This is a genomic window from Mycobacterium sp. shizuoka-1 (genome assembly GCF_002723835.1).
Taxonomy (GTDB): domain Bacteria; phylum Actinomycetota; class Actinomycetes; order Mycobacteriales; family Mycobacteriaceae; genus Mycobacterium.
Map to the genome: position 1 here is coordinate 26,126 of NZ_BEWG01000029.1, position 24,155 is coordinate 50,280.

The 24,155-nt window shown below is 64.4% G+C and carries 22 protein-coding genes; 11 read left to right on the forward strand and 11 right to left on the reverse strand.

Annotation, left to right across the window (positions count from 1 at the left end):
• Window positions 1–83: 83 nt before the first annotated feature.
• From MSZK_RS10230 to MSZK_RS10245, 4 genes are all read right to left on the reverse strand, one after another.
• The gene (locus MSZK_RS10230; RefSeq protein WP_011767886.1) at window positions 84–1,052 is read right to left on the reverse strand and encodes a sterol desaturase family protein; all 969 of its coding nucleotides are present in this window, start codon (window positions 1,050–1,052) and stop codon (window positions 84–86) included.
• A 47-nt stretch (window positions 1,053–1,099) separates the two neighbouring features.
• Window positions 1,100–1,882: an AraC family transcriptional regulator gene (locus MSZK_RS10235; protein WP_011767885.1), complete on the reverse strand. Its 783-nt coding sequence runs from the start codon at window positions 1,880–1,882 to the stop codon at window positions 1,100–1,102.
• A gap of 190 nt (window positions 1,883–2,072) precedes the next feature.
• Window positions 2,073–2,669, reverse strand: a complete 597-nt coding sequence (locus MSZK_RS10240) for an isoprenylcysteine carboxylmethyltransferase family protein (RefSeq protein WP_011767884.1) — start codon at window positions 2,667–2,669, stop codon at window positions 2,073–2,075.
• A gap of 46 nt (window positions 2,670–2,715) precedes the next feature.
• Window positions 2,716–3,417 (reverse strand): adenylate cyclase, encoded by a 702-nt coding sequence (locus MSZK_RS10245; protein WP_233211213.1) that lies wholly within the window; start codon window positions 3,415–3,417, stop codon window positions 2,716–2,718.
• 513 nt (window positions 3,418–3,930) lie between these two features.
• Between MSZK_RS10245 and ripB the strand changes: the two genes are divergently transcribed.
• Window positions 3,931–4,701: an NlpC/P60 family peptidoglycan endopeptidase RipB gene (gene ripB, locus MSZK_RS10250; RefSeq protein WP_011767882.1), complete on the forward strand. Its 771-nt coding sequence runs from the start codon at window positions 3,931–3,933 to the stop codon at window positions 4,699–4,701.
• 410 nt (window positions 4,702–5,111) lie between these two features.
• Here the strand turns inward: ripB and MSZK_RS10255 are convergent, their stop codons facing one another.
• On the reverse strand, window positions 5,112–5,873 hold the full coding sequence (locus MSZK_RS10255) for a tat pathway signal sequence (protein ID WP_099247459.1): 762 nt from the start codon (window positions 5,871–5,873) through the stop codon (window positions 5,112–5,114).
• Between the two features lie 433 nt (window positions 5,874–6,306).
• Here MSZK_RS10255 and MSZK_RS10260 point away from each other — a divergent pair, with 433 nt between their 5' ends.
• Entirely contained in the window at window positions 6,307–6,966 is a 660-nt protein-coding gene (locus MSZK_RS10260) for a thioredoxin (protein ID WP_011767880.1), read from the forward strand.
• Window positions 6,967–7,036: 70 nt separating this feature from the next.
• Here MSZK_RS10260 and MSZK_RS10265 read toward each other — a convergent pair whose 3' ends face one another.
• The 3 genes from MSZK_RS10265 to MSZK_RS10275 all read right to left on the reverse strand — a co-directional run bounded on the left by MSZK_RS10265 (window position 7,037) and on the right by MSZK_RS10275 (window position 10,438).
• Window positions 7,037–7,630: a DUF305 domain-containing protein gene (locus MSZK_RS10265; protein WP_011767879.1), complete on the reverse strand. Its 594-nt coding sequence runs from the start codon at window positions 7,628–7,630 to the stop codon at window positions 7,037–7,039.
• Window positions 7,627–9,552 carry a bifunctional copper resistance protein CopD/cytochrome c oxidase assembly protein gene (locus MSZK_RS10270; RefSeq protein WP_011767878.1) on the reverse strand — a complete coding sequence of 642 codons (1,926 nt, stop codon included), beginning with the start codon at window positions 9,550–9,552 and terminating at the stop codon, window positions 7,627–7,629. Before MSZK_RS10270 ends, MSZK_RS10265 begins: the two co-directional genes overlap by 4 nt.
• Before the next feature lie 115 nt (window positions 9,553–9,667).
• Window positions 9,668–10,438 (reverse strand): cytochrome c biogenesis CcdA family protein, encoded by a 771-nt coding sequence (locus MSZK_RS10275; protein WP_011896111.1) that lies wholly within the window; start codon window positions 10,436–10,438, stop codon window positions 9,668–9,670.
• A gap of 174 nt (window positions 10,439–10,612) precedes the next feature.
• Here MSZK_RS10275 and MSZK_RS10280 point away from each other — a divergent pair, with 174 nt between their 5' ends.
• The 6 genes from MSZK_RS10280 (at window position 10,613) to MSZK_RS33565 (ending at window position 15,379) form a co-directional block, all read left to right on the forward strand.
• The gene (locus MSZK_RS10280) at window positions 10,613–11,569 is read left to right on the forward strand and encodes an Ig-like domain-containing protein (RefSeq protein WP_011767876.1); all 957 of its coding nucleotides are present in this window, start codon (window positions 10,613–10,615) and stop codon (window positions 11,567–11,569) included.
• A gap of 228 nt (window positions 11,570–11,797) precedes the next feature.
• Entirely contained in the window at window positions 11,798–11,941 is a 144-nt protein-coding gene (locus MSZK_RS33560) for a hypothetical protein (RefSeq protein ID WP_371411314.1), read from the forward strand.
• Between the two features lie 489 nt (window positions 11,942–12,430).
• Window positions 12,431–12,712, forward strand: coding sequence for a hypothetical protein (locus tag MSZK_RS10290; RefSeq protein WP_011767874.1), 282 nt, complete (start codon window positions 12,431–12,433; stop codon window positions 12,710–12,712).
• 91 nt (window positions 12,713–12,803) lie between these two features.
• Window positions 12,804–13,145 carry a hypothetical protein gene (locus MSZK_RS32890; RefSeq protein ID WP_081437717.1) on the forward strand — a complete coding sequence of 114 codons (342 nt, stop codon included), beginning with the start codon at window positions 12,804–12,806 and terminating at the stop codon, window positions 13,143–13,145.
• Between the two features lie 170 nt (window positions 13,146–13,315).
• Window positions 13,316–13,912 (forward strand): hypothetical protein, encoded by a 597-nt coding sequence (locus tag MSZK_RS10300; RefSeq protein ID WP_011767872.1) that lies wholly within the window; start codon window positions 13,316–13,318, stop codon window positions 13,910–13,912.
• A gap of 750 nt (window positions 13,913–14,662) precedes the next feature.
• Entirely contained in the window at window positions 14,663–15,379 is a 717-nt protein-coding gene (locus tag MSZK_RS33565; protein WP_371411315.1) for a hypothetical protein, read from the forward strand.
• Here MSZK_RS33565 and MSZK_RS10310 read toward each other — a convergent pair.
• From MSZK_RS10310 to ctaD, 3 genes are all read right to left on the reverse strand, one after another.
• Complete coding sequence (locus tag MSZK_RS10310; protein WP_099247461.1) at window positions 15,265–17,823, reverse strand: heavy metal translocating P-type ATPase; 2,559 nt, start codon at window positions 17,821–17,823, stop codon at window positions 15,265–15,267. The two genes, MSZK_RS33565 and MSZK_RS10310, sit on opposite strands and share 115 nt — an antisense overlap.
• Before the next feature lie 182 nt (window positions 17,824–18,005).
• Window positions 18,006–18,500, reverse strand: a complete 495-nt coding sequence (locus MSZK_RS10315) for a hypothetical protein (protein ID WP_041801146.1) — start codon at window positions 18,498–18,500, stop codon at window positions 18,006–18,008.
• Between the two features lie 162 nt (window positions 18,501–18,662).
• Window positions 18,663–20,408 (reverse strand): cytochrome c oxidase subunit I, encoded by a 1,746-nt coding sequence (gene ctaD, locus MSZK_RS10320; RefSeq protein ID WP_011896139.1) that lies wholly within the window; start codon window positions 20,406–20,408, stop codon window positions 18,663–18,665.
• Window positions 20,409–20,918: 510 nt separating this feature from the next.
• On the opposite strand from ctaD, the gene MSZK_RS10325 reads away from it, so the two are divergent.
• From MSZK_RS10325 to MSZK_RS10335, 3 genes are all read left to right on the forward strand, one after another.
• Window positions 20,919–21,938 (forward strand): M23 family metallopeptidase, encoded by a 1,020-nt coding sequence (locus MSZK_RS10325; protein WP_011896140.1) that lies wholly within the window; start codon window positions 20,919–20,921, stop codon window positions 21,936–21,938.
• 239 nt (window positions 21,939–22,177) lie between these two features.
• On the forward strand, window positions 22,178–22,561 hold the full coding sequence (locus MSZK_RS10330) for a BlaI/MecI/CopY family transcriptional regulator (protein ID WP_041801148.1): 384 nt from the start codon (window positions 22,178–22,180) through the stop codon (window positions 22,559–22,561).
• Entirely contained in the window at window positions 22,561–23,505 is a 945-nt protein-coding gene (locus MSZK_RS10335) for a M56 family metallopeptidase (RefSeq protein WP_011896142.1), read from the forward strand. Before MSZK_RS10330 ends, MSZK_RS10335 begins: the two co-directional genes overlap by 1 nt.
• The last annotated feature ends 650 nt before the right edge of the window (window positions 23,506–24,155 follow it).

Consider the following 24,155-nt stretch of genomic DNA (forward strand, 5'->3'; position numbering starts at 1 on the left):
GGAGAATCTGCAGTGCCACCGCACGTCGCCGGGGCGCTGCCAGCGAGGCAGCCTTCTTCTTGTCGCCGCACGCGATGAGCCGGTCAGCAGCGATTCTTCGAGGCCGGGTCGGGGGTCGACGTCTGAGTGGCGCCGTTCGGCGTCGTGGTGGCCTCCGACGCACACCCGCCGCGTCCAGTGAATGGGTAGATCATTTGGCGCAGATAGCTGTTGGGGTAATCAGGCTTGGCAGCCATACCCAGCTGGGTGGAATCGAATCGTCGGGCGGGGTCATAGGAGAAGGTCCGCATGAGGTGATCCCACACCAGGGTGAACAGCCCGAAGTTGACGTCACCGATGCCGGCCCATTTGAGGTGGTGGAATCGGTGGCCTTCGTTGAGGGCCAGGACGTACTTGGCGGGGCCGATGCGGTACTCGGCGTTGGAGTGTTGCAGCAGCAGTTGAATCGCGACGGCCAGGGCGAGGGCTGATGCGACATCGACGGGCAGCCCGATCAGGATCAGGGGAACGACGCCGGCGGTCATCTCCACGGTTTGGTGCAGCGGGTGTTTCATCAGGCCGTTGAGGCCGTAGAAGCGGGTGACGCTGTGGTGCACCGCGTGGAAGCGCCACAGCACGCCGACCTTGTGGCTGGCCAGATGTACCACGGTAATGCCAAAGTCGGCGACCAGGATCGCGGTAAGAACCTGCGCGACGAATGGCCAACTGTGTGGCCACAACCGGGGCGCGGGGACGATGGCCGCGAGCAGCGGGATCGCGGCGACGCTGGCCAGAATGAGGGTCTCGTTGACCGCCACGTGGATGCGGTCCCGTGTGCCATCGGCTCGATCGTGGTTCCACTCCGGGTCATACGGAATGATCCGCTCCACCAGGAACCCCGTGGCGATCGCAACCGCCAGAATCGCGACCAGCCAAAATTTTGGGGCGCCCGCGGCGGCCACGGCGATGCCCGCGCCGTTGAGGCCGATCAGCATGAACGGCACGTAGCCGTAGCGGGCCACTGCCTGGAGCGCGGTGGTGGACGTCGAAGCCGTAGGGGAAGTTGTACTCATGCCTTGATCGTCGCGGTAGCCGCCGGGCCAGGGCTTGAATGATTCGGCTAGCTGCTGGGGTCGAGGTCCCAGGACACGTGCCGACTCAGCACCGAGGGCGGCAGACCGAACATCTCGCGGGTGGTGCGAGTGAGGTGGGCACTGTCAGCGAAGCCTGCACCGTGCGCGGCGCCAGTCAGGTCGTCCCCGCCTTGGACCAGGGTGATCGCAACCCTCAGCCGTGACCACAACACGTAGCGCCACAGCGGGATTCCGACCTGCGCGGTGAACAGGTGAGTGAAGCGGCTCGCCGAAAGGCCCACCCGTGCCGCGAGTTCGGCCCCCCTCACGGGGCCGGCTGCTACAAGAGCTGGCAGCAACCGCAATGCATGATCGACCGAGGAGTGTCGCGCCGGCACATCGTGTTCGAACGTGACGGGTGATAGGTCTGCCACCAGTTCGGCGACCACTGTGGCAAGCGGTCGGCGCGCAGTAGAGGCGAGCGCCGAGCTGATGGCCCATCCGGAGTCGATCGCGCGTAGGTGCGCAGCTCGTCCCGGCGCTGATTCGGGCTCCAGGAACACCACCGTGCCGTCCTGGGCGCCGGCCCGGATTCGATGGGCCGCGTCGGCAGGCACTACCACTTTCGTGCCCGTGTGTGACGCCCCCTGCTCATCGGTGACCGTCAATGGCGTAGCCGCCGTGATGATTTGCACGGCGTGGTGAGCGTGGGTATCGGTGGCGCCGATGGATCCGGCGAACGCCAGCACTCCGGGCCGGAGGAGCGCCGCACCGCCCCATCGCGGTTGGGCGTCGTCGTCTGCGGACCTACCCGGGTGCGGGTGGCTCATCGTTCGAGGTTTCCTTGCGTCGGTGTCGTCATGATCGCCGGACGCGACTCCTGAGAAACGGGCTTCGATGGCGTGTCGCTCCACATGGAACGGGTCACCGTTGTGTGCCGTCGCTCACGACGACAACCGCGCAGCGATGTGGCTTTCACGGGCACAGGCGCCATCAAGCCGACGGTCCCCCGGCCGGTGATCATCCGATGCGCGGAACGAAGCGTCCTACGCGGCTGACGTAATCGCGGTAGCGCTCGCTGTGCGTGCGATGCAGATACGGTTCCTCCACGAAGCGGACCTGCAACTCGATCGACGTCAGCAACAGGACGAAGCCAATGAGCGCCAATGGATTTGGTGCCATCAGCGCTACGCCGGCGCCGAATACCAGCATGGCGGTGAAGATGGGGTTGCGCACCCACCCAAACATCCCACCCTCGACGAGTCGGGTGGTTTCGCCGGCGTCGACGCCGATGCGCCACGAGTCACCCATCGACTCTTGCGCCCACAATGTCGCGGCGATACCCACCACCGCCGCCACCGTCCCGAGCGCCGCAAATAAGGGGGCGTCGAGCGTGACGACAGGCGACAGCAGACCGGCTACCTGGAGCATCGGCGCGAGCGCACCCGCCACAATTGCCACCACGAAGCCGGCACCGGCAAGCCACTCTAACGACCCCGGCCGTCCATGGAAGCCACGCATACCCGTGGACCCAGTGCGGCGCCACTGCCGATAGCTACGCCACCCGAACCCCAAAACGATAAACATTCCGTAGAACACCAGTGCCGCCGTTGCCATCCTGGCCCCTCCATTCATTTCGTAACCGTTGTGTGACAAACAGTGACTACTGCGCGACCGAAGACTCGCTTGCAGATCCGGCCCGTGTGTCGAATCGGTCGGCGCAATCCGTCGAGCAGAGACGGTAGGCTCGGCCGTCACGGCTTCGGGTGACAGTGGCGGACGCGGCGGTGACATGTAGCCGGCACACCGGGTCGAAGTGCTGCTGGTGTTCCCCGCCGATGTCCACTGCGAACAGTTCCATCGGGTTGGCCATGTTTCTGACGCTCACCAGCCCGAGTGCTGCGAGGGGAAGGCCGAGATCGGCGGCGGCCGTGGCGACGTCGCGACCGATAACGATCAGCCCAGGTGCGGCGAGTGCGGCCAACCTCGCCGCGGCGTTCACAGTCGTCCCGTAGACGTCGCCGCGCCGTCTCACCACCGTTCCCGCGCTGACCCCTGCACAAAGCATCGGAAAGCCCATGGCAAGCCCCGCTGCAACGCCCAATCGGTGCAGGAAGGCCAGCGCGGCAGGCGCGTCCGCACTGGCGACCATGACGGCATCACCCATCGTCTTGATCAGCTCGTCGCCGGGCCCCAGCGCTACATTGACCATGACTGCGAAGTGGGCGGCGACGTGATCGCCGTGGATCTCGATGAGTGCCGTGTCGCCAGACATGTCGGCGAACAAGATGGCCCCACTGGTGTCGGCATGGTCGAAAGTCGTTTCAGCACTTGCATTGGCCATCATCGTCCTGAGCTGTGTCACCGTCCGCGAACCCGGTAGGCCGGGCCGTGCGGTTCGGCGCAGTGACCGTCGTCAGTGTCGCCGCTTTCGTCATGAGTTCACAATACATAGTTATATGCGCATGTGTCTATGCGTAGGTAATGCGGCGCGGTGGAGGCGAACCATGAAGGCCGGGGATGCCAACCGCTAAGCAACCGCAGTTCTCGACACCGAGCCGACATGGCTCCCGGCCCAACGCCGCTGACACCTGTTGCTGCGCAGTCCATTCGGCGCTCTTCCCTTCAACCCCGGCAACCTTCCCGCACGCATTCTTCCCCGGCCGTAGAAACGGTCTTCGTCCAGCGGTCGCCCCGCCGAAGCGAACCGCGCGGCAAATTCCACCTCTGTAATTATGTGACTGCTGTTACTGACGGGGCTAATGTGAGTTATCTTTCCTACGTAGTAGGTACGTATTTGTGCCGCGCTCACGTTCGCGATTCAGCCCGCTATTGGCGCGTGGGAGTAGCTCGCCGCGCGGCGCACCGAGGAGAAGACATGGAATCACACGCCCGGGGCAAGGGTGAAGCACCTGCCGGCGCTGACCGTTCCGACCCGGCGATCCGCATTGCGAGACTCGCTCGACGGCTCCCCGCAGTTATCGCGACCGTTATCTTGCTTTTGCTCGCATGTGCACCGGTCGCGTCGGCCCAACCTGCTGCCGGTCCCTGGGACCCCCTCCTTCCAAAGCTGCCGAGCGCAGGCGCTCCCGGTGATCCGGTCGCCATCGCGAACGCATCGCTTCAGGCCACGGCTTTGGCGACGCAGACGGCGATGAATATGGGTCGCAACTTCCTCAGCAGCCTGGGAATCGTCAGTCCTGCCGCAGATCCGTCGACGAGCGTGCGCGGAAATCGCGTTAATGGTCCCCAAGCGATCGAGTACGTCATCCGCCGAGCGGGAACACAAATCGGTGTCCCCTACTCCTGGGGTGGGGGAAGCCTCACAGGCCCAACCCGCGGCGTCGACCAGGGAGCGGACACCGTCGGCTTTGACTGTTCAGGCCTTACGCGGTTCGCCTTCGCCGGCGTCGGAGTGCTGCTGCCGCGATGGTCCGGCGACCAGTACGACGCCGGCCGAAAGGTTCCTCCCTCTCAGGCTAAACGCGGCGACCTGTTGTTCTGGGGGCCCGGCGGAAGTCAACACGAAGCGATCTACTTGGGCGGAGGACAGATGATCGAGGCGCAACGAACTGGCGTTCCCATCAAAGTCTCACCAGTGCGCCACGCTGGGATGACACCGTACGTCGTACGGATTATCGAGAGCTGACCGAGATCGCCCAATCAGCAAGCGCGCCAAGCCGTTCACCTTCGCGCGTGACCGCATCACCCGACGAGACGGTAGCCAACGCGGACGGTGCGGAGGTAGCGCAGACGGGTCGAGTCACCATCGAGCTCGCGACGAAGATTGCGACATGCACGCCGAATGCAGGCCGAGGTCCGGAATGCCAAGTCCCCCATGACGCTTCTGAAGTCGCCGGCACGTCGCTGGTTCTCCCAGACTGTCGGGTAGTGCCCGCTCAATTACGAACTCCGTCCGCGTGAGCTGTAACGAATTTCCTCGCTGGTACACCTGTCGGGCCGACAGCATCGACCACTAGGTCGTCGATTTGCCGCCGCCGCGTACCGTCGGCCGGACCGTCCCTCGTCTCGGACATCACCTAGGTCCGCTGGTGGTGACTAAGCTGGGGCAAGCAGGATTTGCGCCAGGCGGGTGGTCGTTTCCACACCATCGCCGTAGCCGCCTTCCCCGTTGAGCGAGTTCATGATCGCCAACGTGTAGCGCTGTCGAGGGCCGGCGAAACCGACGCTATTGACGACCCAGCCGCCCTGCTCTTGAGACCACCCGTTCTTGTTGCCGGGAATCATGGCCGCGCCCGCTCCCCAGACTCCCCATTGTTGGTTGGCATCGAGGTGTTGCATCTCCGACACGATCGCCGCGGTTTCGGCCGCAGGCAAGCTCGTGAGGGTGTAATTCATCAGCCGGTCGAGGTCCTCGCTCGTGGCCTTCTGAAAGCCCCAGTACGGGTGCGTGCTGCTGAACCCAGGCTGCGGTTGCAGGCTAGTGAGTCCGTACGTGGCGAAATTGCGGTTGAACGCCATGTTGTCCGGTCCGCTATAGCGTTCCCAAAGCGTATCCGCAGCGCCGCTGTCCGATGAGTGCATCATGTCGGCCATGAGTTGGCGGTCGGCCGGGGTCAAGGTGATCTGGCCGGCGCGTGCCCTAGTCAACAGATCGACCACCATCGCCAGCTTGATGGTGGATGCGGTCCACATCATCGTGTTGGCCACCTCGTTGCGGTGAGTCTCTCCGGTTGTCCGGTCGCGAAGCACATAGCCCACTACGCCGGGACGGGTGGCGAGGTAGGCGTCTGCCTGCGCGACGCGCTGTCCGATCTCAGCGGCGGCCATGGGCGTCGGCGCGAAGAGCAAGACGGTCATAGCGACAAGTCCGGAGACGACGGCTTTCACGTGCGTAGCTTGTCAGCCCCACGGACATCAGGGCCGACGGCACGCCGGGTAAGCACCGGCTCCTACTATCCGCCTACGTACATGCCCGCGGATGGCAAGTGTGCCGTCACGGGCTAGGTGTCGTGACCTGACAGGTTGTTGACGGCGTGCCTGCTTGAAACAGGGAGGGTGGGGACATCATCAGAAGAGAACTAGAACCGAGAAATGAGACCGGCAGGCCAGAGCCTCGCCGCCCACAGAGCCTCGCACCGCCAACCGAGGGCATAACAGATCTACGGTCTTCCTCCGTATATAGTCGGACACGCGATGCTCAACCGCGGGCACGGTCCGAGTCGGAGCTGCGGTAGACGGCTGCTCCGGCGCATCATAGACGTTCGGTGAAACTCAAGAAGGACGCATTCGAATGGCACCTCTCACACGCATTCTGCTGACCGTCTTCGCGGTCATCACCATGATCATCGGGGTTGGCGTCTATCTCTCGGCACAGGACAAGGACACACCCGGCTCCGCGCAAGCCCAGGGTGGAGACGTCGGTCAGCTGGTCCGGGAAAACAGTCGCCGCCTCACCAACGTGCCAAATAGCGATGTCACCTTCGTCGAGTTCCTCGACTTCGAATGCGAAGCGTGCCGCGCGGCCTTCCCGATGGTCGAACAGCTGCGCGCCGAGTACGGGGACCGCGTCAACTTCGTCATCCGCTACTTCCCCATTCAGTCGCACTTCAATGCAGAGCGGGCGGCGCGTGCGGTCGAGGCGGCCGCTCAGCAGGACAAGTTCGAGCCCATGTACAAGAAGATGTATGAGACGCAAAGTGAGTGGGGCGAACAGCAAACTCCGGCGGACTCCCGATTCCGCGGGTTCGCCGCCGAACTTGGGCTGGACATGGCGGCGTTCGACGCTGCCTACAACGACCCCGCCACACTCGATCGTGTCAATGTCGATGTGGCTGACGGTAAGGCCCTCGGTGTCCAGGGCACACCGACCTTCTTCCTCGACGGAACCGAAGTGGAGTTCAGGAGCTACGACGACTTGAAGACCGCAGTCGAACAGGCCTTGAACGGATAGCCGCGGTGATTGATGGCGGCCCCAGGGCGCAGCGGTTCGACACCTCGGCACGTGGATGGCGCCATCGGCGCTAACATGCCGGCGCCGCCTCGTCGACGGCGATGCCGGGGGTCGACATCGACCGCATCACGTCGATCTCGCGTTGCTGCGAGGAAATGATTCCCTGTGCGAAGTAGGTTGCGTAGCGGCTATGTCCCGCATCGACCTCGGTACGCGCCATCTTGATCGCCCCTGCGTGGTGCGCGATCATCAGTTCCAGATACAGGCGGTTGGCTGCGGCATCACCGGCGTTCTGCAACGCCGTGAGATCCGCGGACGAGACCATGCCGCACTGGTTCGGATGATGCTGCTGCGCGGCGGCCGGGCCCACACCCCACAGCGCCAGCCAGCCCCGCATCATCTCGATCTCGGATGCCTGCCGGCTGCTGATGGACACGGCTTGAGCGGCGACCTGTGGGTCGGCGTCTGACTTCGTCACCACGAGATCGGACATCTCGATGGCCTGAGCATGGTGAGGAATCATCTGCTGGAGAAAGGCGACATCGGCGTCGTTGTGAGTGACGGCGATGTCACGCCGCGATACGGGGGCGGTGTCACTGCACGCGCTCAGCCCCAGGACCAGGGCGATGCAGGCCGTTATGCCGACGGTGCGGTACCTCGTCATGAGCCGAGGCTAGCCGTGGTCGTCATCTGCTCGATCGCAGTCGAGCGGCGGCGCGGCACGATCTGCACCGCGATCACCGCCATCACCGCCACAAGCCCGCCGGCAGCGATGACTTGGCCTCCCAACCGCTGGTCGCTCAGCAAGTCTGCATGCCAGCTCAGTTTCAAGGAGCGGTAGAAGGCGCCACCGAGAACCTCACGCATGTTCATCACCACGACCCCAGCAATGACGAACTGCGACAGCGCGAACAACAGCATCGCGATCCGGCCCCGCTTGGGCATCAACCGTGGCACCGGCTCCACACCGCCAACAGCGGTGAAGAACAGTGCTCCACTGAGCAGGAAGTACCCGATCATCAGCATGTGCGAGGCGTGTTCGCTCACGGCGGCATCGAAGACGACCTTGAGGCAGAGCCCGTAGACGCCCACCACCAGAAGCGTGAGCGCCGTCCACGGATGAGCGATGAAACGCAACAATGATGAATTCAGCGCGCTGACAAGCCATTCGCGGGGACCAGGCACCCCGTTGGGATCGACTGCCTGCAATGCCTTCAGCGCGAGGGTCACCGGTGCGCCCTGCACGAGCAACACCGGCACCACTATCGTGAGCATCAATTGAGCGACGGCGTGCATGCTGAACGTTGCCGCCATGTACATGCCAAGTCCTGATGAAGTGGCGAATAGCAAAGCGAGGCAACCGATCAGCCACGACACGGTGCGCCGCGTTGACCACGGGGCGCCGCGGCGAGACAGCCGATACACCGCAACAAGGTAGATACCGGCGATGACGAACGCCGCCGTGCCGAAGATCAGGTCGAATCGCCATTCCACGAACACCCGGGCGATCGTCGGCGGCTCGGCGAGATCGAAGCCGAGCGCAGCCTCAGCCGGAAGCGGTTCGCGCGTCGCGGGCGGCGGTGGCGTGCGACCCAACCCGACCGCCACTCCAATTGCGACGCCGAACAGGGCGGCTTCTGTGAGTGCGAGCCGAAGAAGGGGTCGGCGCGACGTCGGATCACGCTGCAGCGCAACGATCGACGTCTGTCGCTGTCGCCAGCCGATCACACCGAGGCCGACCAGCGCCGTCACCTTCGCCACGAGGAGGAGCCCGTAGCTGCTGTCCAGCATGGTTGACACGTCGATCCGGACCGCCGCGTTGACGATTCCGCTCACGGCCATCGCCGCGAAGCACCACAGCGCCAGACCCGAGAACCGCCGGGCGGCTATGTCGGTGTGGCTGCCATCTCGCAGCGTGTGCACGAGCAGCGCCAGCAATCCGCCCGCCCACAATGTCCCGGCCACCAGGTGAATGATCAGACTGTTGGTCGCGATGTCGTGTGAGCCGCCCGATGAGGAATGCCCCGTCACGGCCAGCGGCATCAACGTCATCAGGCCGCCCGCCAGTAGTGCGGGAGTCCACGACCAGCGCAGCACCGTCAGGCTCGCTACGGCGACGAACGCCGCCAGAATCGAGGTGGTGCGCCATGCCGCGCTGGTTTCGACCAGGTCGGCCGCCGACCATATGTCCAGCGGGGTGAGCTCGGTCAACGGTACCCCCGACACGTCGGAGATCGTCAGCGCCACCAACAGCGCAGCGCACACAGCCCATACCGCACAAGCGGCACCGCCCACCCTAAGCGCCCGGTAACCGTCGACGTCGAGTACTCCACTGGGCTGCGGCGGCACGAGGAACGCCGCGAACAAGAAGTGTCCGATCGCCACCACCGCAGCGATCTCTCCGGCGGCGCGCACGAACGACAGCCCGTAGGTAGTGAAGGGCCCCGGATCGCTGAGCCCGGTCACCGCAAGAACCTCAGGCAACGCTAAAGCGCCGATCGCCGCGGCGGTAACGCCCGAAATCGTTGCCACACCCAGCAACACAACCCGCACCACCCAGCGTCGGGGAGCGGCAGACGTCGCCATCACCGCCCCCACTCCGATCCCGCGATGTTTTCACCGTCACGGCTCCGGCCCTTCACGAACAACACAATTTGTCCCCGGAAAGAGCGACGGCGCGGTGCGCTCGAACGCGACTGCGTCATATCGGAAGTGTGGTGTTGGTGACGAACGCATCGCGCACCCACGACACCACCTCGTTCCACAGCCCGGTCAGCAGGGCGATGCCGACCGCGACGAGGAGCACGCCGCCGAAGACCTGAATACGCCGGGTGTTTCGGCGCAGCCAGCCCAGTGCCCGCATCGCCCGTCCGGATGCCAACGCGAATAGCACGAACGGAGCGCCCAGGCCCACACAGTAGGCGACGACGAGTGCGATTCCGCGAGCGACGTTGGGCCCCTCGGTAGCAGATGCGACAGCGATGACCCCCGTCAGCGTCGGGCCCAAACACGGGGTCCAGCCCAGCCCGAACACCGCCCCAAGTACCGGCGCACCCCACAGGGTGGACAACGACGTGGGAGTAAAGCGTGCGTCGCGTTGCAGCGCAGGGAAAAAACCCATGAACACCAGACCCATCACGATCGTGACGACTCCGCCGATGCGCTGCAACAACACTCCATTGGTGATGATCGTCGTCGTCAGACCCAGAATCGCGACGGTTCCCATCAGGAACACCGCCGTGAACCCGGCAACGAACAACCCTGCGGCCCCTGCCAACCGCAGACGTGCCCTGCCCAGCGGCTGGGCACGCGCCTGGTCATCCACGCCGACCACCGCTGCAAGGTAGGACAGATACCCGGGTACGAGAGGTACCACGCAGGGCGATGCGAACGACACCAACCCAGCCAACGCCGACACGAACACCGCGAGGAGCACGTGACCAGACGTAGCGATAGCGGTGACACCATCCACGACGTCCGACACCCTCCGCATCCACCGTGTCCGAACCTACTCATCTACCACGCAGGTCCGCACCCATGCTGCCGCACCCGACGCCACATCATCTACTATGAAACTACGTAGCAACAAATCGTCGTCAGCCGCCGCGAGCATCGGCCGGCGACCAGTGGAAGGGAGAAGGCCCGCATGCGGTGCCCGCCACCCAGGCCATTAATGGCCATGATGACGGCCGCACTAGCGGCTGTGACCGTGCTGACCGCGCCGTCGGCCTCCGCCGAGCCACAAATACCCGTGCCCACACCCGGCGACCCCCTCACGGTCCCCGACTCGACAGCGCCGAATCCCTTCCTCCCTCCGCTATCCGGCCCATTTCCCGGCCCGTCGTCAACGGCCGCCGAGGAGACACCCGCCGGCCAGAACCCAGCGCCGTACCTCGGCCCACCGGTCTTCGCTCCCCCCACGTTCAACCCGACGAACGGCTCGACGGTCGGCGTCGCCAAACCCATCATCATCAATTTCCAACGGCCGATCGCCGACCGCGCGCTGGCCGAGCGAGCCGTCCACATCTCCTCCACCCCCGCAGTCCCCGGGAAGTTCTACTGGATGAGCGCAAACCAACTCAGATGGCGGCCCATCGACTTCTGGCCCGCCAACACCACGGTCAGCATCGATGCCAGCGGCACGAAATCGAGTTTCCGCACCGGCGACTCGTTGGTGGCGACCATCGACAACGCCACCCTCCAAATGGAGGTCATGCGCAACGGCACACTCGAGAAGACGATGCCGGTATCTTTGGGGAAGCCCGGATACGAAACGCCCAACGGCACCTACTACGTGCTCGAGAAGTTCGCCGACATGGTGATGGACTCCTCCACCTACGGTGTGCCGGTCGACTCAGCTGAGGGTTACAAGCTCAAGGTCCAGGACGCGGTGCGCATCAACAACGCTGGCATCTTCGTTCACGGTGCGCCATGGTCGGTGGCTGATCAGGGTAAACGCAACGTCAGCCACGGCTGCCCTAACCTGAGCCCGGCGAATGCGCAGTGGTTCTACGACAATTTCGGCAGCGGGGACCCGGTCGTCGTCAAGAACTCCGTCGGCATCTACGACGAAAACGACGGAGCCCAGGACTGGCAGATCTGACGTCTAAGCGGGCCTAAGATTGGCCTAAGACGCCTCCGCGTCGGCGCCAGCGACACCACTAGCCGCCCGAATGGCGAGTCGATCTGCCTCGTCGATCCCGAGCGCCGGGGAACGCATGGCGCCGGCGGATCTGATCAGCGTGTCGGGCATTGCACAGTGGACTGTGTCTGCGCATCTGGCCTGCCTATTCCATGCGGCCTGATCACCGGGCGCCGGGATGGCCAGCAGATGTTCTACTCCCTGAATCGCCCAGAGCCGATGGACCTGTTCGCGTCGGCGGAATCGCTGCTGGCCGCCACCGGCAACCAGGTGGTGCTTTGCCCTGCGTGCGGAGCCAACGCGACAAAGAATGCAACGGTGACCAAGCTGTGACCGTCACCTGCGGTTGCGGGGTCAACGATGGGGCCGACATCGACAGACGGGCCGAGGAGCACGAAACCGAATATCCCTATGGCAGGTTCGCGATTCGCGTCCGTCGCGGGCGTGTTCTCGCTGCGCTGATCGCCCGGCGTCAGGTGCAGCGCCGACGGTCCTTCTCACGTTTGGAACCGGTCCAGCGCATTGCTCGCCCGGGCCGTGCTGTTGCCGCCGCCCACGGATGACCAAAGCCTTGTTTGGGTCCGGCCCTAGACTATCGCCGCGATACCGGTGGGGGTATTGTAGATTGGGGCCGAGGCAAAAGCCTGCAAGGAAAGTGATCGTTGGTCGATGCCGTTCCACGGAGCCAGGAACTTCACGGGTTTCCGCACTTTTGGCGGGCATATTGAGGCACATCGGCCCTACCGTCGGGGCACCCTGCCAGTTCATCGTGGTGCCAGGTAAGACATTTCCCGGCCAGTCAAGTGAAAGGGTTTCGCAACCATGATGTACGGCACGGACGGCTGCATGTGGGGCGGTTGGGGGTGGAGCGGCTGGATCCTCATGAGCGCGGTGATGGTGCTGTTCTCGGCCGCCCTGATCACCGCGGTCGTGCTAACCGTCCGGTATCTCGCCGGTAGCGATACAGAGCGCAACCGTGCTGATTCAGCAGCCTCATTCCGGTCCGAAGATGCTTTGGCACAACGGTTTGCGCAGGGTGACATCGACGCGGATGAGTTTCGGCGGCGAATGACGCTGCTGCGCGAAAGCCAGGAATCACGATGACTCAAGTGCCGCGGGCTCGCCGACGGCGGATCGTGCGGTGCCGGTCGACCGTGCACCTCAAGAATCGGATACAGCGAAGGAGATTGGAAGCATGACCGATACACCTGAATCGACAAGTGAACGAATCGCCGGGGCCGGAGAGCGCAGAGGGGTGAACCACGCCTTGGCGTGGAGTGGCATCGCCGCCGCAGCAGTGTTCATCGTTGCAGTTGTGTTCTTTTCCGGGTTCTTCATCGGCAGGGCCACCGACGGTTTCGGCGGTAATCGGGGGCAATGTCAAGGAACGCCCGGCATGATGGGGCCCGGCATGATGGGCCCGGGCATGATGGGACCGCAGGGCTCGTGGTCACCGGGGAACATGGGGCCTTCAGGCCCTTGGGGTCCCGGCCAGTGGCAGCCGCCGACAACCACGCCGACTACACCCCGTCCGTAGCGCACAAGAGCCTATTCACGCTGCGGTAGGAGCAATCTCAGACTGTCTCGTTAAGTCGGCGATCGTCGGGCACGAAGCCGCCAATGCCTTAAGACGGAAGCAACTTGCACCAAGCGTTCGCCGACAACGCGAATTCCCACGACATGTAGAGCACGAGGAGATCATCGGATATGACCGGAATGAGCAGGCGAGCGGCGCTGAGAATGCTGGCCACCGGTGGGGCCCTCTTCGGCCTGGGGTATGTCTTGCGCAACATTATCGACATACCTGTCAGCCGTGCCCAACCCGGGATGGGTGGCGCGACCGGTATGGATATGCGCGCTTACATGAACATGTTCATGCGGCATCAGGAGCTTCGACGCACCGTCGAAGAGATTCCCGGCGGGGTGCGCACCACCACCGAATCCGACGCCGCCGACCTCGTCGCCGAACTGCAGGCCCACGTCTCGTCGATGTATACCCACCTCGATCAGGGCAGTGAAGTCACCTGCATGAGCTCAAGCCTGCCCACCCTGTTCCGCCGTGCTGCCGATTATCAACGTCAGATCACGCTCACAGCCAGCGGCGTGGTGGTGGTCGAAACCTCCAGCGACCCCGAGCTGACCAGCGCCATTCGCGAACATGCCCGCGAAGTCACCGGATTCGTCGTCGAAGGGATGCCGGCGATGATGAGCGGAATGATGGACGGCGGGATGATGGGACCTGGCATGGGTCACGGAATGATGGGTCCCGGCATGGGTCACGGCATGATGGGACCGGGCCGCTGAACCGAAGCACGCACACCCATCAGAGACGGATCCGCCACAGGCACTGGTAGTCGCCGCAGCACGGCACAGCGGGAGAGCAAGCCAAGGCTCGTACCGAAATTGGCCTCCCCCCGCGAGTGAACGCTTACACACCGTGTCCGGGCTCCTCCGCCGCCTCGTTGCGGCCCTCCTCCTAGGCCAGCGCAGCCGATTCCCGGCGTCAAGAACAGCCAGGCGTACGCGGGGGACGGCGGGCTCGCCAGCGCGCCCCCGACCAGTCAGCGCGCGATGTGGACACTTCCCCGTACTCAGTCCCTCCACTAGTTAGTTAGTCAGTTGGTAGTACAGGACGTCGAGAAGCTGGCGGTCGTCGTGCAGAAGCTCGTGAAGGTGCTCGCCGGTCATGTCCGCTCCTAACCGGGACGGTACGTTTATGCGTCGATAGATATCGATAGGCAAGGCGTCCGATACTTGCGACGGCCCGACCGGTCTCGTCTCGCGCGAATAGTATTGATGGCGAACACCATTCGGGAGCATGTGGTGAACTTCGGCCCTTAGCAGGAGGTTGAACGAGTCGACATCGGTGCAGCCCCCCGCCCGCTCGTCGGGGACCTCAGCGTGCCCAAAGGGACCGCGACCTCACCCAAGAACGACTGAATGGACGCCGAATCCCCGTCACCAGATGATGTGCTCATATCGCCAACGCGGTCTGCGAATTGGCGTAGACAGGCCGTCGAACAGAAGTAGAACCGGTAAGTGTCCTCCTCATGCGTGATCGTCAGCGATTGTGCATCTGTCGAGACGTGCATCCGACATATCGGATCGACGTGCTCCTGGTGGCGGGTTCCGACGTCGAGGGCGAACGCTTCCACCAGCGCACCGACATTCCGCAACCGAAGCGAGCCCAACGACGTCGTCGCGAGAAGATCCGTTCCCCGAAGCGCGGAAGCGGCGTCGGCGTTGCCGACGATTTGGCCTGGCCGGGGCGACGGCGGCCAGTCTGGCTGCGGTGTTGACCGTCGACCCGAAGACGTCTCCGCGGCGCTTCACCACCGCCCCGGCACAGATGCCTGCGCGCAACAACGGAAAGCCGTCGATACGCCGGGTTTCGTCGTGGAGTCGCCGAAGGAAAGCCAACGCCGCGGCGGGGTCCGAACTGGTGATCATCACGGCATCGCCGAGGGTCTTGATCATCTCGTCGCCGGGCCCGAGGACCCTCGCGGCTATGGTGGCGAACCGGTCCGCCAGTTCGGCAGCACGATGATCACCGTGGGCCTCGGTGAACGCCGTGAACCCCGCGATGTCGACGAAGATGACCACAGTGTCGACGTCGGCATGCTCGAATTCATCTGCAGCGCTGAACGGGTCGATCGTCATGGCGTCTCTTCTGCACGCTCAACGCGCGGCGCTGCTGGGTTTATCGACTGCATCGGCATCCCGAGGAGGCGCAACGCATTGGCGACGACGATAAGAGTAGAGCCTTCGTGAATGAGCACGGCGGGACCGATGCCCAGACCAAAGACCGTCGCCGGGATGAGGACCGCGACGATTCCGAGACTGGCCCACAGATTCTGCTTGATGACGCGCGAGCAGCGGCGGCTCAGGCTCACCGCAAACGGCAACGCGCGCAGGTCGTCGGCCATTAACGCAACGTCAGCGGTCTCCAACGCCACGTCGGAGCCCGCCGCCCCCATCGCAATACCCACATTCGCGCCAGCCATCGCGGGCGCATCGTTGACACCGTCACCGACCATCCCAACGCGGCCGCCGCGTTCCCGGAGGGCGGCGATCTGAGCCACCTTGTCCTCGGGCATCAGATCGCCGCGAGCGTCGGCGACACCGACCTCGGCGGCGACGGCATCGGCCACACGCTGGTTGTCCCCCGACAGCATCACGGTGTTCTTCACGCCGAGTGCGGCAAGACGTGCTACGACCGCCGACGCCTCCGGCCGAGGAAGGTCCATCAATCCGATCGCGCCCAACCATCGGTCGCCCGCGCGGACGAGCATCGTTGTGCGCCCCGCCTGTTCGAGTCGATCCACCTCTGCCGCCAACTCAAGCGGCGGGGGCTGAGCGGCGTCGGTGAACAACTCCGTCTTGCCGATCCAGACCTCAATCCCATCGACGGACGCGACGATGCCGCGGCCGATCACCGCACGGACGTCGGACGCGCGGGGTGTCACCGCACCGGCCAGGCGCTCGCGGCCATCGCGGACGATAGCGCGGGCGAGCGGATGGTCGCTTTGCTCCTCCACGGCCACGGCGATCCTCAACAGTTCGGCGTCGTCGCTGTCTGCTGTGGCGCAGACATCGGCGATCCTGGGCCGCCCCTCGGTGAGGGTGCCGGTCTTGTCAAAGGCCAGCACATCGACCCGGCCAAGTTCCTCCAATGCGGCACCGCCCTTCATCAGGATGCCGGCCCGCGCCGCCCGCGCCACCGCCGACAACACCGCGCTGGGCGTGGCGATCGCCAGCGCACACGGACTGGCCGCCACCAGAACGGCAAGCGCCCGGTACACCGTGTCAGTAAACGGCTCGTCGACCACGAACCCGGCGAAGAGCAGCAGGACCACACCGACCAGGATCACGGGCACGAAAACGCGCTGGAACCGGTCGGTGAAGCGCTGCGTGGAGGTGGTCTTGGTTTGCGCCTCGGCCACCAGACGCACCACGCGGGCCAGGGTGGAGTCACCCGCGAGCCGGGTCACCTGAACCTCGATGGCGCCGGCACCGTTGATGGTGCCGGCGAACACCCGCGATGCCGCGTCGATGAGCTCGGGTGACGCGGCGGCTGCCGCCACGTCCGGGACCGGACTCTTGTCGACGGGGACGCTCTCCCCGGTCACCGGGGCTTGGTCGATGCTGCTGCTGCCTGCCACGACGAAGCCGTCTGCGGCCAGACGCATGTTGGGGCGCACGACGACGATGTCGCCAATGCGCAGGTCCGCAACGGATACTTCGACGGTGTCGCCTGTGCCGCCGCGCCGCACCAGCGCCGTCTTCGGGGCGAGTTCGGCGAGCGCTTCGATCGCCCGGCGAGCCCGGCCCATCGCATAGCCCTCGAGTGCGTGTCCGACGCTGAAGAGGAACAGAAGGAGCGCGCCTTCGGCGATTTCGCCGAGCGCCGCCGCACCCGCGGCAGAGACGAGCATGAGGAAGTCGATCTCAAACCGGCCCTGCCGCACACTGGCAAAGGCTTCCTGCACGGTGAAGAACGCGCCGAAGAAGAACGCCAGGCCGTAGACCACCACCTCGGCCGAGCGCGGCGTATCGGCGAAGGCAGCCAGTAACCAGCCCGTGAGCAGCAGCGAGCCCGCCAGTCCCGCGAAGACCAGTTCGGTGCGCTCGCCGAAGATCCCGCCGTGACCGTGTTGATGGTCGGCGCCGTCTTTCTCGTGCGCGACGGCGGCTTCAACCGCGGCGGCACTCCTCGACGGCGCCACCTGCGCAGCAATGACGTCTACAAGCTCTTGGGCCGTCACCGTCGCCCGCTCGAACTCCAGCTCGATGGAATCGGGTGTCGCTACTGCTGCGACCACGCCAGGCATCGTCGAGAGCGTGTCGGCGAGCGCAGTTCGTATCGTCTCGTCGTCATGAGTGCCTGTAGTCAACCAGCGAAGGTGCCCGTACGTCGACGTGATCGTGTCGGCCGCCTGCAGAGCCCGCCGCTGCACTTCTGTTGCGGACGCAGCCTCGGCGTCGTAGTGCACGCACAGGCGGGGTTTGGTCGTGTCGCCATCGATGACGTGGGCCACTTCGATGATCCCGTCATCCACTAGGCCGCGCGTCAGGCGGTCAGCACAACGCTCGTCGCTACCGGGAAGCAGGTCTGTCAGGTCGAGAGCCAGGGTCCTATTCGTGGGCGTTCCGTCGTGGCCGAGCCGGCTCACCCTCTCGCCGTTGCGATCTGCCATACATGCGATAATACGCATGTGTGCATATGAACCGTCAACCCTCGTCCACGAAGTCAGCCACGTCGGCACGATGCGTCACACCGATGTCGATTGAGCGGATGCATCGACCAGAAAGATTCGATGGCGAGCGCGGCGCCGCCGAGAGACAATCGCCGCCGCCCACGTCCGGCGTGCGGGCGGCTGCCACGACCCGTGAACGTTCACGGCGTGTCTAGCCCATCGCATGACGGAGGGTGGGGGTCATCAAGGAGATATCCGAAGCCATTGAGCCGCATATCCGTTCGGAGCGGTGGGCTCGGTCGATTAGCTGATAGCCATTTCCTGAGCGCGGCGGCTTGGTGCTCGCGGGAGGCATCGACCACGCCGGCGTCGTCGAGAACGAAGTAACAGAGGGTTGCTTCGCCGTAACGACCGTCGATCATGCCCACGTCGGCAGTTGCCCTAACGTCGGCTGCCGCGACGCGAATTTCGAGGAGCGTCCAATCGGCGGGCGATCCTGAACCTGGACGCCGGCGCAACCATTCCTGGAACTCCACGTGTAACGCGGACGGCAGGGGGTGCCCGCTGCGGGATAGGGCTGTGACCACCACCAGTAGGGCCTGGCTCGGCTCACCAACATGTAGCGCCGTGAGCGCGGCCAAACGCTGCTCTTCTGATAGGCAGGGTTCGGCGGCCTCCCACATCACCTCAGCCATCTCGAAGTCTCCCCTGATCACTTCGACGGCCCAGGCGATTCGCCGACCCACCTTGGCTTCGACCGCGGGCGCATCTGCCTCAGAATCCGAACGTCCTGCGAATGGCGTTGCATCAGAATGGAATGGCGTACTTTCTCGCTTTTCGGCATCATGGCGGGCCGTTTAGGTGCGCACTTCGACGTCGTCGATCCTGGTGACGTCGCCGTCCTCGGGACCGTGCGCGCGACCCACGTGGGCTTCGGCGCGCATCCGCTCGACCATGTGCGGGTAGTGCAGCTCGAAGGCTGGACGCTCCGACCGGATGCGGGGCAGCTCGGTGAAGTTGTGCCGCGGCGGCGGGCAGCTGGTGGCCCACTCGAGCGAATTGCCATAGCCCCACGGATCGTCGACGGTGACGACCTCGCCGTAGCGCCAGCTCTTGAAGATGTTCCACAGGAACGGCAGCGTCGAGGCGCCCAGGATGAATGCACCGATGGTGGACACGATGTTCAGCGTGGTGAAGCCGTCGCTGGGCAGGTAGTCGGCGTAGCGGCGCGGCATGCCCTCGTTGCCCAGCCAGTGCTGCACCAGGAACGTGGTGTGGAAGCCGATGAAGGTTAGCCAAAAGTGCAGTTTGCCGAGGCGCTCGTCGAGCAGGCGGCCCGTCATCTTCGGGAACCAGAAGTAGATGCCCGCGTAGGTGGCGAACACGATGGTGCCGAAGAGGACGTAGTGGAAGTGCGCGATCACGAAATAGCTGTCGGTGACCTGGAAGTCGATCGGTGGGCTGGCCAGCAGCACACCGGACAGGCCACCGAGCAGGAACGTGACGATGAAGCCGATGGAGAACAGCATCGGTGTCTCGAACGTCAACTGCCCCTTCCACATCGTGCCGATCCAGTTGAAGAACTTGATGCCCGTCGGTACCGCGATCAGGAATGTCATGAACGAGAAGAAGGGCAACAGCACCGCACCGGTGGCGTACATGTGGTGCGCCCACACCGCCACCGACAGCGCCGCGATACCGAGCGTCGCGTAGATCAGGGTCGTGTAGCCGAAGATCGGCTTACGGCTGAACACCGGGAAGATCTCCGACACGATGCCGAAGAACGGCAGCGCAATGATGTACACCTCTGGATGGCCGAAGAACCAGAACAAGTGCTGCCACAGCAGAACACCGCCGTTGGCCGGGTCGTAGACGTGCGCGCCCAGGTGGCGGTCAGCGGCCAACGCGAACAATGCCGCGGTCAGGAGCGGAAACGCCAGCAGCACCAGGATCGAGGTCACCAGGATGTTCCAGGTGAAGATCGGCATCCGAAACATCGTCATGCCCGGCGCACGCATACACACCACGGTGGTAATCATGTTGACCGCGCCTAAGATTGTGCCCAGCCCACCGACGATCAGGCCGAGAATCCAGAGGTCGGCGCCGGCGCCTGGTGAATAAATGGCACTCGACAAGGGTGTGTAGGCGGTCCAGCCGAAATCCGCAGCACCACCGGGGGTGATGAACCCGGCAGTGGCGATCAGCGCGCCGAAGAGGAAGAGCCAGAACGAGAAGGCGTTCAGTCGCGGGAACGCGACATCGGGGGCGCCGATCTGCAGCGGCAGCACCAGATTCGCGAAGCCGAACACGATCGGGGTGGCGTAGAACAGCAGCATCACGGTGCCGTGCATCGTGAACAGCTGGTTGTACTGCTCGTTGGACAGGAACTGCAGCCCCGGCACCGCCAATTCGGTGCGAATGAACAACGCCATCAACCCACCGATGAGGAAGAAGGCGAAACACGCGACGCAATACATCATGCCGATCAGCTTGTGATCGGTGGTCGTGATCAACCGGTAGATCAGGTTGCCTTTCGGGCCCATCCGGGCAGGAAAAGGACGGCGTGCCTCCAGTTCCGCGATCGGTGGCGCATCGGCAACCATTGAATCCCTTCCGCCACGCGCCGGAACGCGCTCCCATTATCTACTGACTAGATACGTAGGATACTCTACGGCGGAGCTTAGTACTACCTTGCGTAGCTGCGCCATCCCGGATCCGGGCGTGAGCCACATCGCCCGGTGACGGGTGCCCCGCCGGGGCGGGTGCAGAGCACTCGCGCCCGCTCCGGCCAGCGCTGAAGGGTCGTTTTCTGCGCGCGCGGCGTTGCGCTATCCGGCGACGACGGGAGTTGTTTCGAGGTGGGTCGCCGAACGACATCCATCCTTGGCGATCGTCCGTAACTCGCAATCTACTACGTACGTACCAAGGATCGAGATTGTGTGCAGCGCTGCGTTCTGACGTAACCAAACTGATTGCGCCTCAACCCTTTGCGCGAAGCATGTTGCCATGCCGGGGGGACCTCGCTACGGTCGGCGGCTTGCCCAATCGCGGGCATTGGGTTAGCGTCTCGCCAACCAGATAACGAATTGGTAACGGCAAAGGATCGTCTCGAAGTGGTGCATCACCGGATCGCGCAACCAAACGCGCCGGCCGATCTCGCCAACGACGTCACCGAGATCATCGCCCTCGGCGAGTTCGGCGCGATGCTGGATATGCCCAACTATTGCACTGATCCCCTTGCCATCGAGCTCGCGGTGTTGAACGCACCTGAACTCGACGACCTCAACGATGTGGTCGACGAGTCTCCGCGGCTGCTCCTCTCACCGAGAGATGCTTCGAAGTCAGAACCGCCGACCGTGCCAATCCCCGTCGGCGGGGCAAGGCTTCCGGGAAGCCCACTTCCGTCTCACCGGGCGCTGTCGGGCGCTACCGTCCGCGCTTCTTGTGGGGCGCATCGAAAAATCCCCCCGGCCACCGGCGCGGCGCACAGCAGGCTGGTCGTCACGGCTATCGCCGTTGGCGCGATCGCTGCCGCAGCGAATACAGCGGTCAACGCAGCCGATGCGCAGCAGCCGGTTTTGGTCGCAGACACTGCGGCGTCCCCGGCTGCCCTGCCCGACCCTTCGGGGATGCAGATCATCCCAGTGGCGAACAGCTTTGATGCCGGGATCCATCGACAGGAGTTGGCCAACGGGGCGGCCTACGCTCAGGAGCGGGCACAGCGGGAGGCACGACTTCGGCGCCCACAGTTCGTTTTTCCTTCCCGAGGCATCTTGACATCGGGCTTCGGAGCCCGGTGGGGCACCCTGCACGCCGGTCTCGACATCGCCAACGCCGTCGGTACTCCGATATACGCCGCATCAGATGGCGAGGTCATAGCTTCCGGTCCGACACCGGGTTTCGGCATGTGGGTCAAGATTCGTGCCGGGGACGGCACCGTGACGCTCTACGGGCACATTGACACCACCATGGTGCAAACCGGCCAGCGGGTGATGGCCGGCGACCAGATCGCCACCATGGGCAACCGAGGCAATTCGACAGGACCGCATCTGCACTTCGAGGTGCATCGCAATGGAACTGACAAGATCGACCCGATGGCGTGGTTGGGGGAACGGGGAGTACCCGACGGCTAGGCGCCCTGGAGAGGCCGGGCGATCCGAGGGGTCGAAGGCCCGGCCTCATGGCCGGCAGCATTCGCGAAGTGCATGCCCGCCGCTGAAGGCTACCAGCTCAATTACTGACTTCCTCAGTAGGATCCTGCCTGGCCCGGCTGGCCGCTGCGAGGTTGCAGTCGGTGCCGCGCGCTCACTTCAGCGTCGGCACGCCGATCGACACCGTAAGCTACCTACTGACCAATTCAGGAGGTTCGATCATGGCTCGGGTGCGTGGCTTCGGAGAACTCGAGGCGTCGATCATGGATCGCCTCTGGAACCGTGACCCTGACGCCGACACCACGGTACGGGACATCTTCGACGAGTTGAGCACCGAACGCCACATTGCGTACACCACAGTGATGTCGACGATGGACAACTTGCACAGCAAAGGCTGGCTGTCGCGTGAACGCGACGGCAAGGCTTATCGCTATCGGCCAACGCTGACTCGCGAGGAGCACAGTGCACGACTCATGCTGGAGGCACTGAGCGGCGGCGGTCGATCCGAGGCGATCCTGAGTCATTTTGTGGCGCAGATCGACGCGGAGGAATCCGCTGATTTGCGTGCTGCGCTGCGGCGTCTGGCCCGCAAGTCGGGTCGCTGATGACCGTCGCGGCGGCGTTGCTGCTGTACGTCGCGGCAGTCCTGTACACCGGACCGAAGGTGCTGGTTCACATCACGGCCGACGGCGGGGCTCCGCGCCTGGCGATAGCCGCGTGGATCACAGCTGTCGTGACGGTGATCGGCTGCGCGGTCGCCGCCGTCGCGCTGCTGCTCATCGAGGCCGCTGGGCATTGGGACAGCCCCGACGCGCTGCTCGTCACGTGCCTGGAACGTCTGCGCGCCATTCTCGTCGGCCACGCCGGGTGGCCGGCCCGAACCGTCGCAACCGTCGCGGTAGCCATCGCCGTCGGTAGTCTGATCGCCGTCGTCTTTCGAATCGGCCGCGCTCTGGGGCGCATGCGCTCCCACACTTTCGCGCATGCCGACGCCGTACGCCTGGTGGGCAGGTCGTACGGCAGCGATGTCGTGGTCATCGAAGCATCCGAGCCTGCGGCGTATTGCGTGGCGGGCCGCCCACCGGCGATTGTGGTGACCTCCGCAGCTCTTGCCGCACTCAATGAAGACCAACTGGCTGCCGTTGTCGCCCACGAGCGTGCTCACCTAGATGGCCGGCACGCCTACGTCGTCGCCGCGACCCGCGGCCTGACCGCCGCGCTGCCCACCTGCGGCCTCTTCGCGAGCGCCGCCAGCCATATCAGTTCTCTATTAGAGATGTGCGCCGACGACGCGGCCGCTCGTCGCCACGGCCGTCAGCCGCTGCTCGCTGGCTTGTTGACCCTCTCGGGCGCCACCACCCCGGCGCACGGTCTGGCCGCCGCCGGTATCGCCGTGCTCGCTCGTGCCGAACGCTTATTGAAGCCACCACGAAGGTTTGCCCGCATCCGCACCCAAGTCACGCTCAGCGGTGCAGTAGCAGCGATGGCCACTACACCGTTGGCGATCGTCGCTCTGTCCCTAGCGGGCGTGTTGATCTGCTTCGCGTAGACGGCTCACGCGCCAAACGACTTCCCGACCGACCGTTGGCGCGTCCTAATACGGTGCTGGACGGCGTCCTTGTTGAACTTGCAGCTACGCAAGGGGCTTGGTGCTTGTACTGATAGCTAGACGCCCATGAGGTGAGCGGCGGCCGGGTCGGCTACGAGCAAGGCCAGCACCGCCAAACTCAGCGCCAGCAATAGCGCAGTCGCGATCCATCGGCGAGCTAGCCGACCCGCCGACCGCGCGTGATGCTGGTGTGGCCAAGTCGACCGCGGTCCCTGGCAGGACACGGCCAGTGCACTCTTCACACCACTAACCTACTATGTGACTACGTATATGACCATTGCTTGACTGTCACGCGGCACCAGGTGCGGCGATGGTCCCCTAGCGCCGGATAGTCGAGCCTGCGCCCGGGCGCCTAAGGCATTCATCGTCTCCTCCTCTTCTATGCCAGTGAATTCGGAATAGACTGCGTCAGTGAGGATTCCGTAAAGACCCGATTACCGATCCATGCGGTATGGGCGGCTCTCGCAGCCGTTGCAACCATCGTTGCGCGAATGCGCTGATACACAAAGCCCTCGTCGCCAGGTCGCGGGCCAGTATCTCGAATTGATGATCAGCAGCACGGTTTACGATTCCGGCCGCACCACCGGATG

Bases quoted from the DNA above. Each gene is read 5' to 3' on its own strand.
- MSZK_RS10240 (WP_011767884.1), bottom strand. From the start codon at position 2,669: ATGGCAACGGCGGCACTGGTGTTCTACGGAATGTTTATCGTTTTGGGG.
- MSZK_RS32890 (WP_081437717.1), top strand. From the start codon at position 12,804: ATGACCGATACACCTGAATCGACAAGTGAACGAATCGCCGGGGCCGGA.
- MSZK_RS33560 (WP_371411314.1), top strand. From the start codon at position 11,798: ATGTTCTACTCCCTGAATCGCCCAGAGCCGATGGACCTGTTCGCGTCG.
- MSZK_RS10315 (WP_041801146.1), bottom strand. From the start codon at position 18,500: ATGGCTGAGGTGATGTGGGAGGCCGCCGAACCCTGCCTATCAGAAGAG.
- MSZK_RS10330 (WP_041801148.1), top strand. From the start codon at position 22,178: ATGGCTCGGGTGCGTGGCTTCGGAGAACTCGAGGCGTCGATCATGGAT.
- MSZK_RS10335 (WP_011896142.1), top strand. From the start codon at position 22,561: ATGACCGTCGCGGCGGCGTTGCTGCTGTACGTCGCGGCAGTCCTGTAC.
- MSZK_RS10255 (WP_099247459.1), bottom strand. From the start codon at position 5,873: ATGACCGTCTTGCTCTTCGCGCCGACGCCCATGGCCGCCGCTGAGATC.
- MSZK_RS10290 (WP_011767874.1), top strand. From the start codon at position 12,431: ATGATGTACGGCACGGACGGCTGCATGTGGGGCGGTTGGGGGTGGAGC.
- ctaD (WP_011896139.1), bottom strand. From the start codon at position 20,408: ATGGTTGCCGATGCGCCACCGATCGCGGAACTGGAGGCACGCCGTCCT.
- MSZK_RS10300 (WP_011767872.1), top strand. From the start codon at position 13,316: ATGACCGGAATGAGCAGGCGAGCGGCGCTGAGAATGCTGGCCACCGGT.
- MSZK_RS10310 (WP_099247461.1), bottom strand. From the start codon at position 17,823: ATGCGTATTATCGCATGTATGGCAGATCGCAACGGCGAGAGGGTGAGC.
- ripB (WP_011767882.1), top strand. From the start codon at position 3,931: ATGGAATCACACGCCCGGGGCAAGGGTGAAGCACCTGCCGGCGCTGAC.
- MSZK_RS10260 (WP_011767880.1), top strand. From the start codon at position 6,307: ATGGCACCTCTCACACGCATTCTGCTGACCGTCTTCGCGGTCATCACC.
- MSZK_RS10265 (WP_011767879.1), bottom strand. From the start codon at position 7,630: ATGACGAGGTACCGCACCGTCGGCATAACGGCCTGCATCGCCCTGGTC.
- MSZK_RS10280 (WP_011767876.1), top strand. From the start codon at position 10,613: ATGCGGTGCCCGCCACCCAGGCCATTAATGGCCATGATGACGGCCGCA.
- MSZK_RS10235 (WP_011767885.1), bottom strand. From the start codon at position 1,882: ATGAGCCACCCGCACCCGGGTAGGTCCGCAGACGACGACGCCCAACCG.
- MSZK_RS10230 (WP_011767886.1), bottom strand. From the start codon at position 1,052: ATGAGTACAACTTCCCCTACGGCTTCGACGTCCACCACCGCGCTCCAG.
- MSZK_RS10270 (WP_011767878.1), bottom strand. From the start codon at position 9,552: ATGGCGACGTCTGCCGCTCCCCGACGCTGGGTGGTGCGGGTTGTGTTG.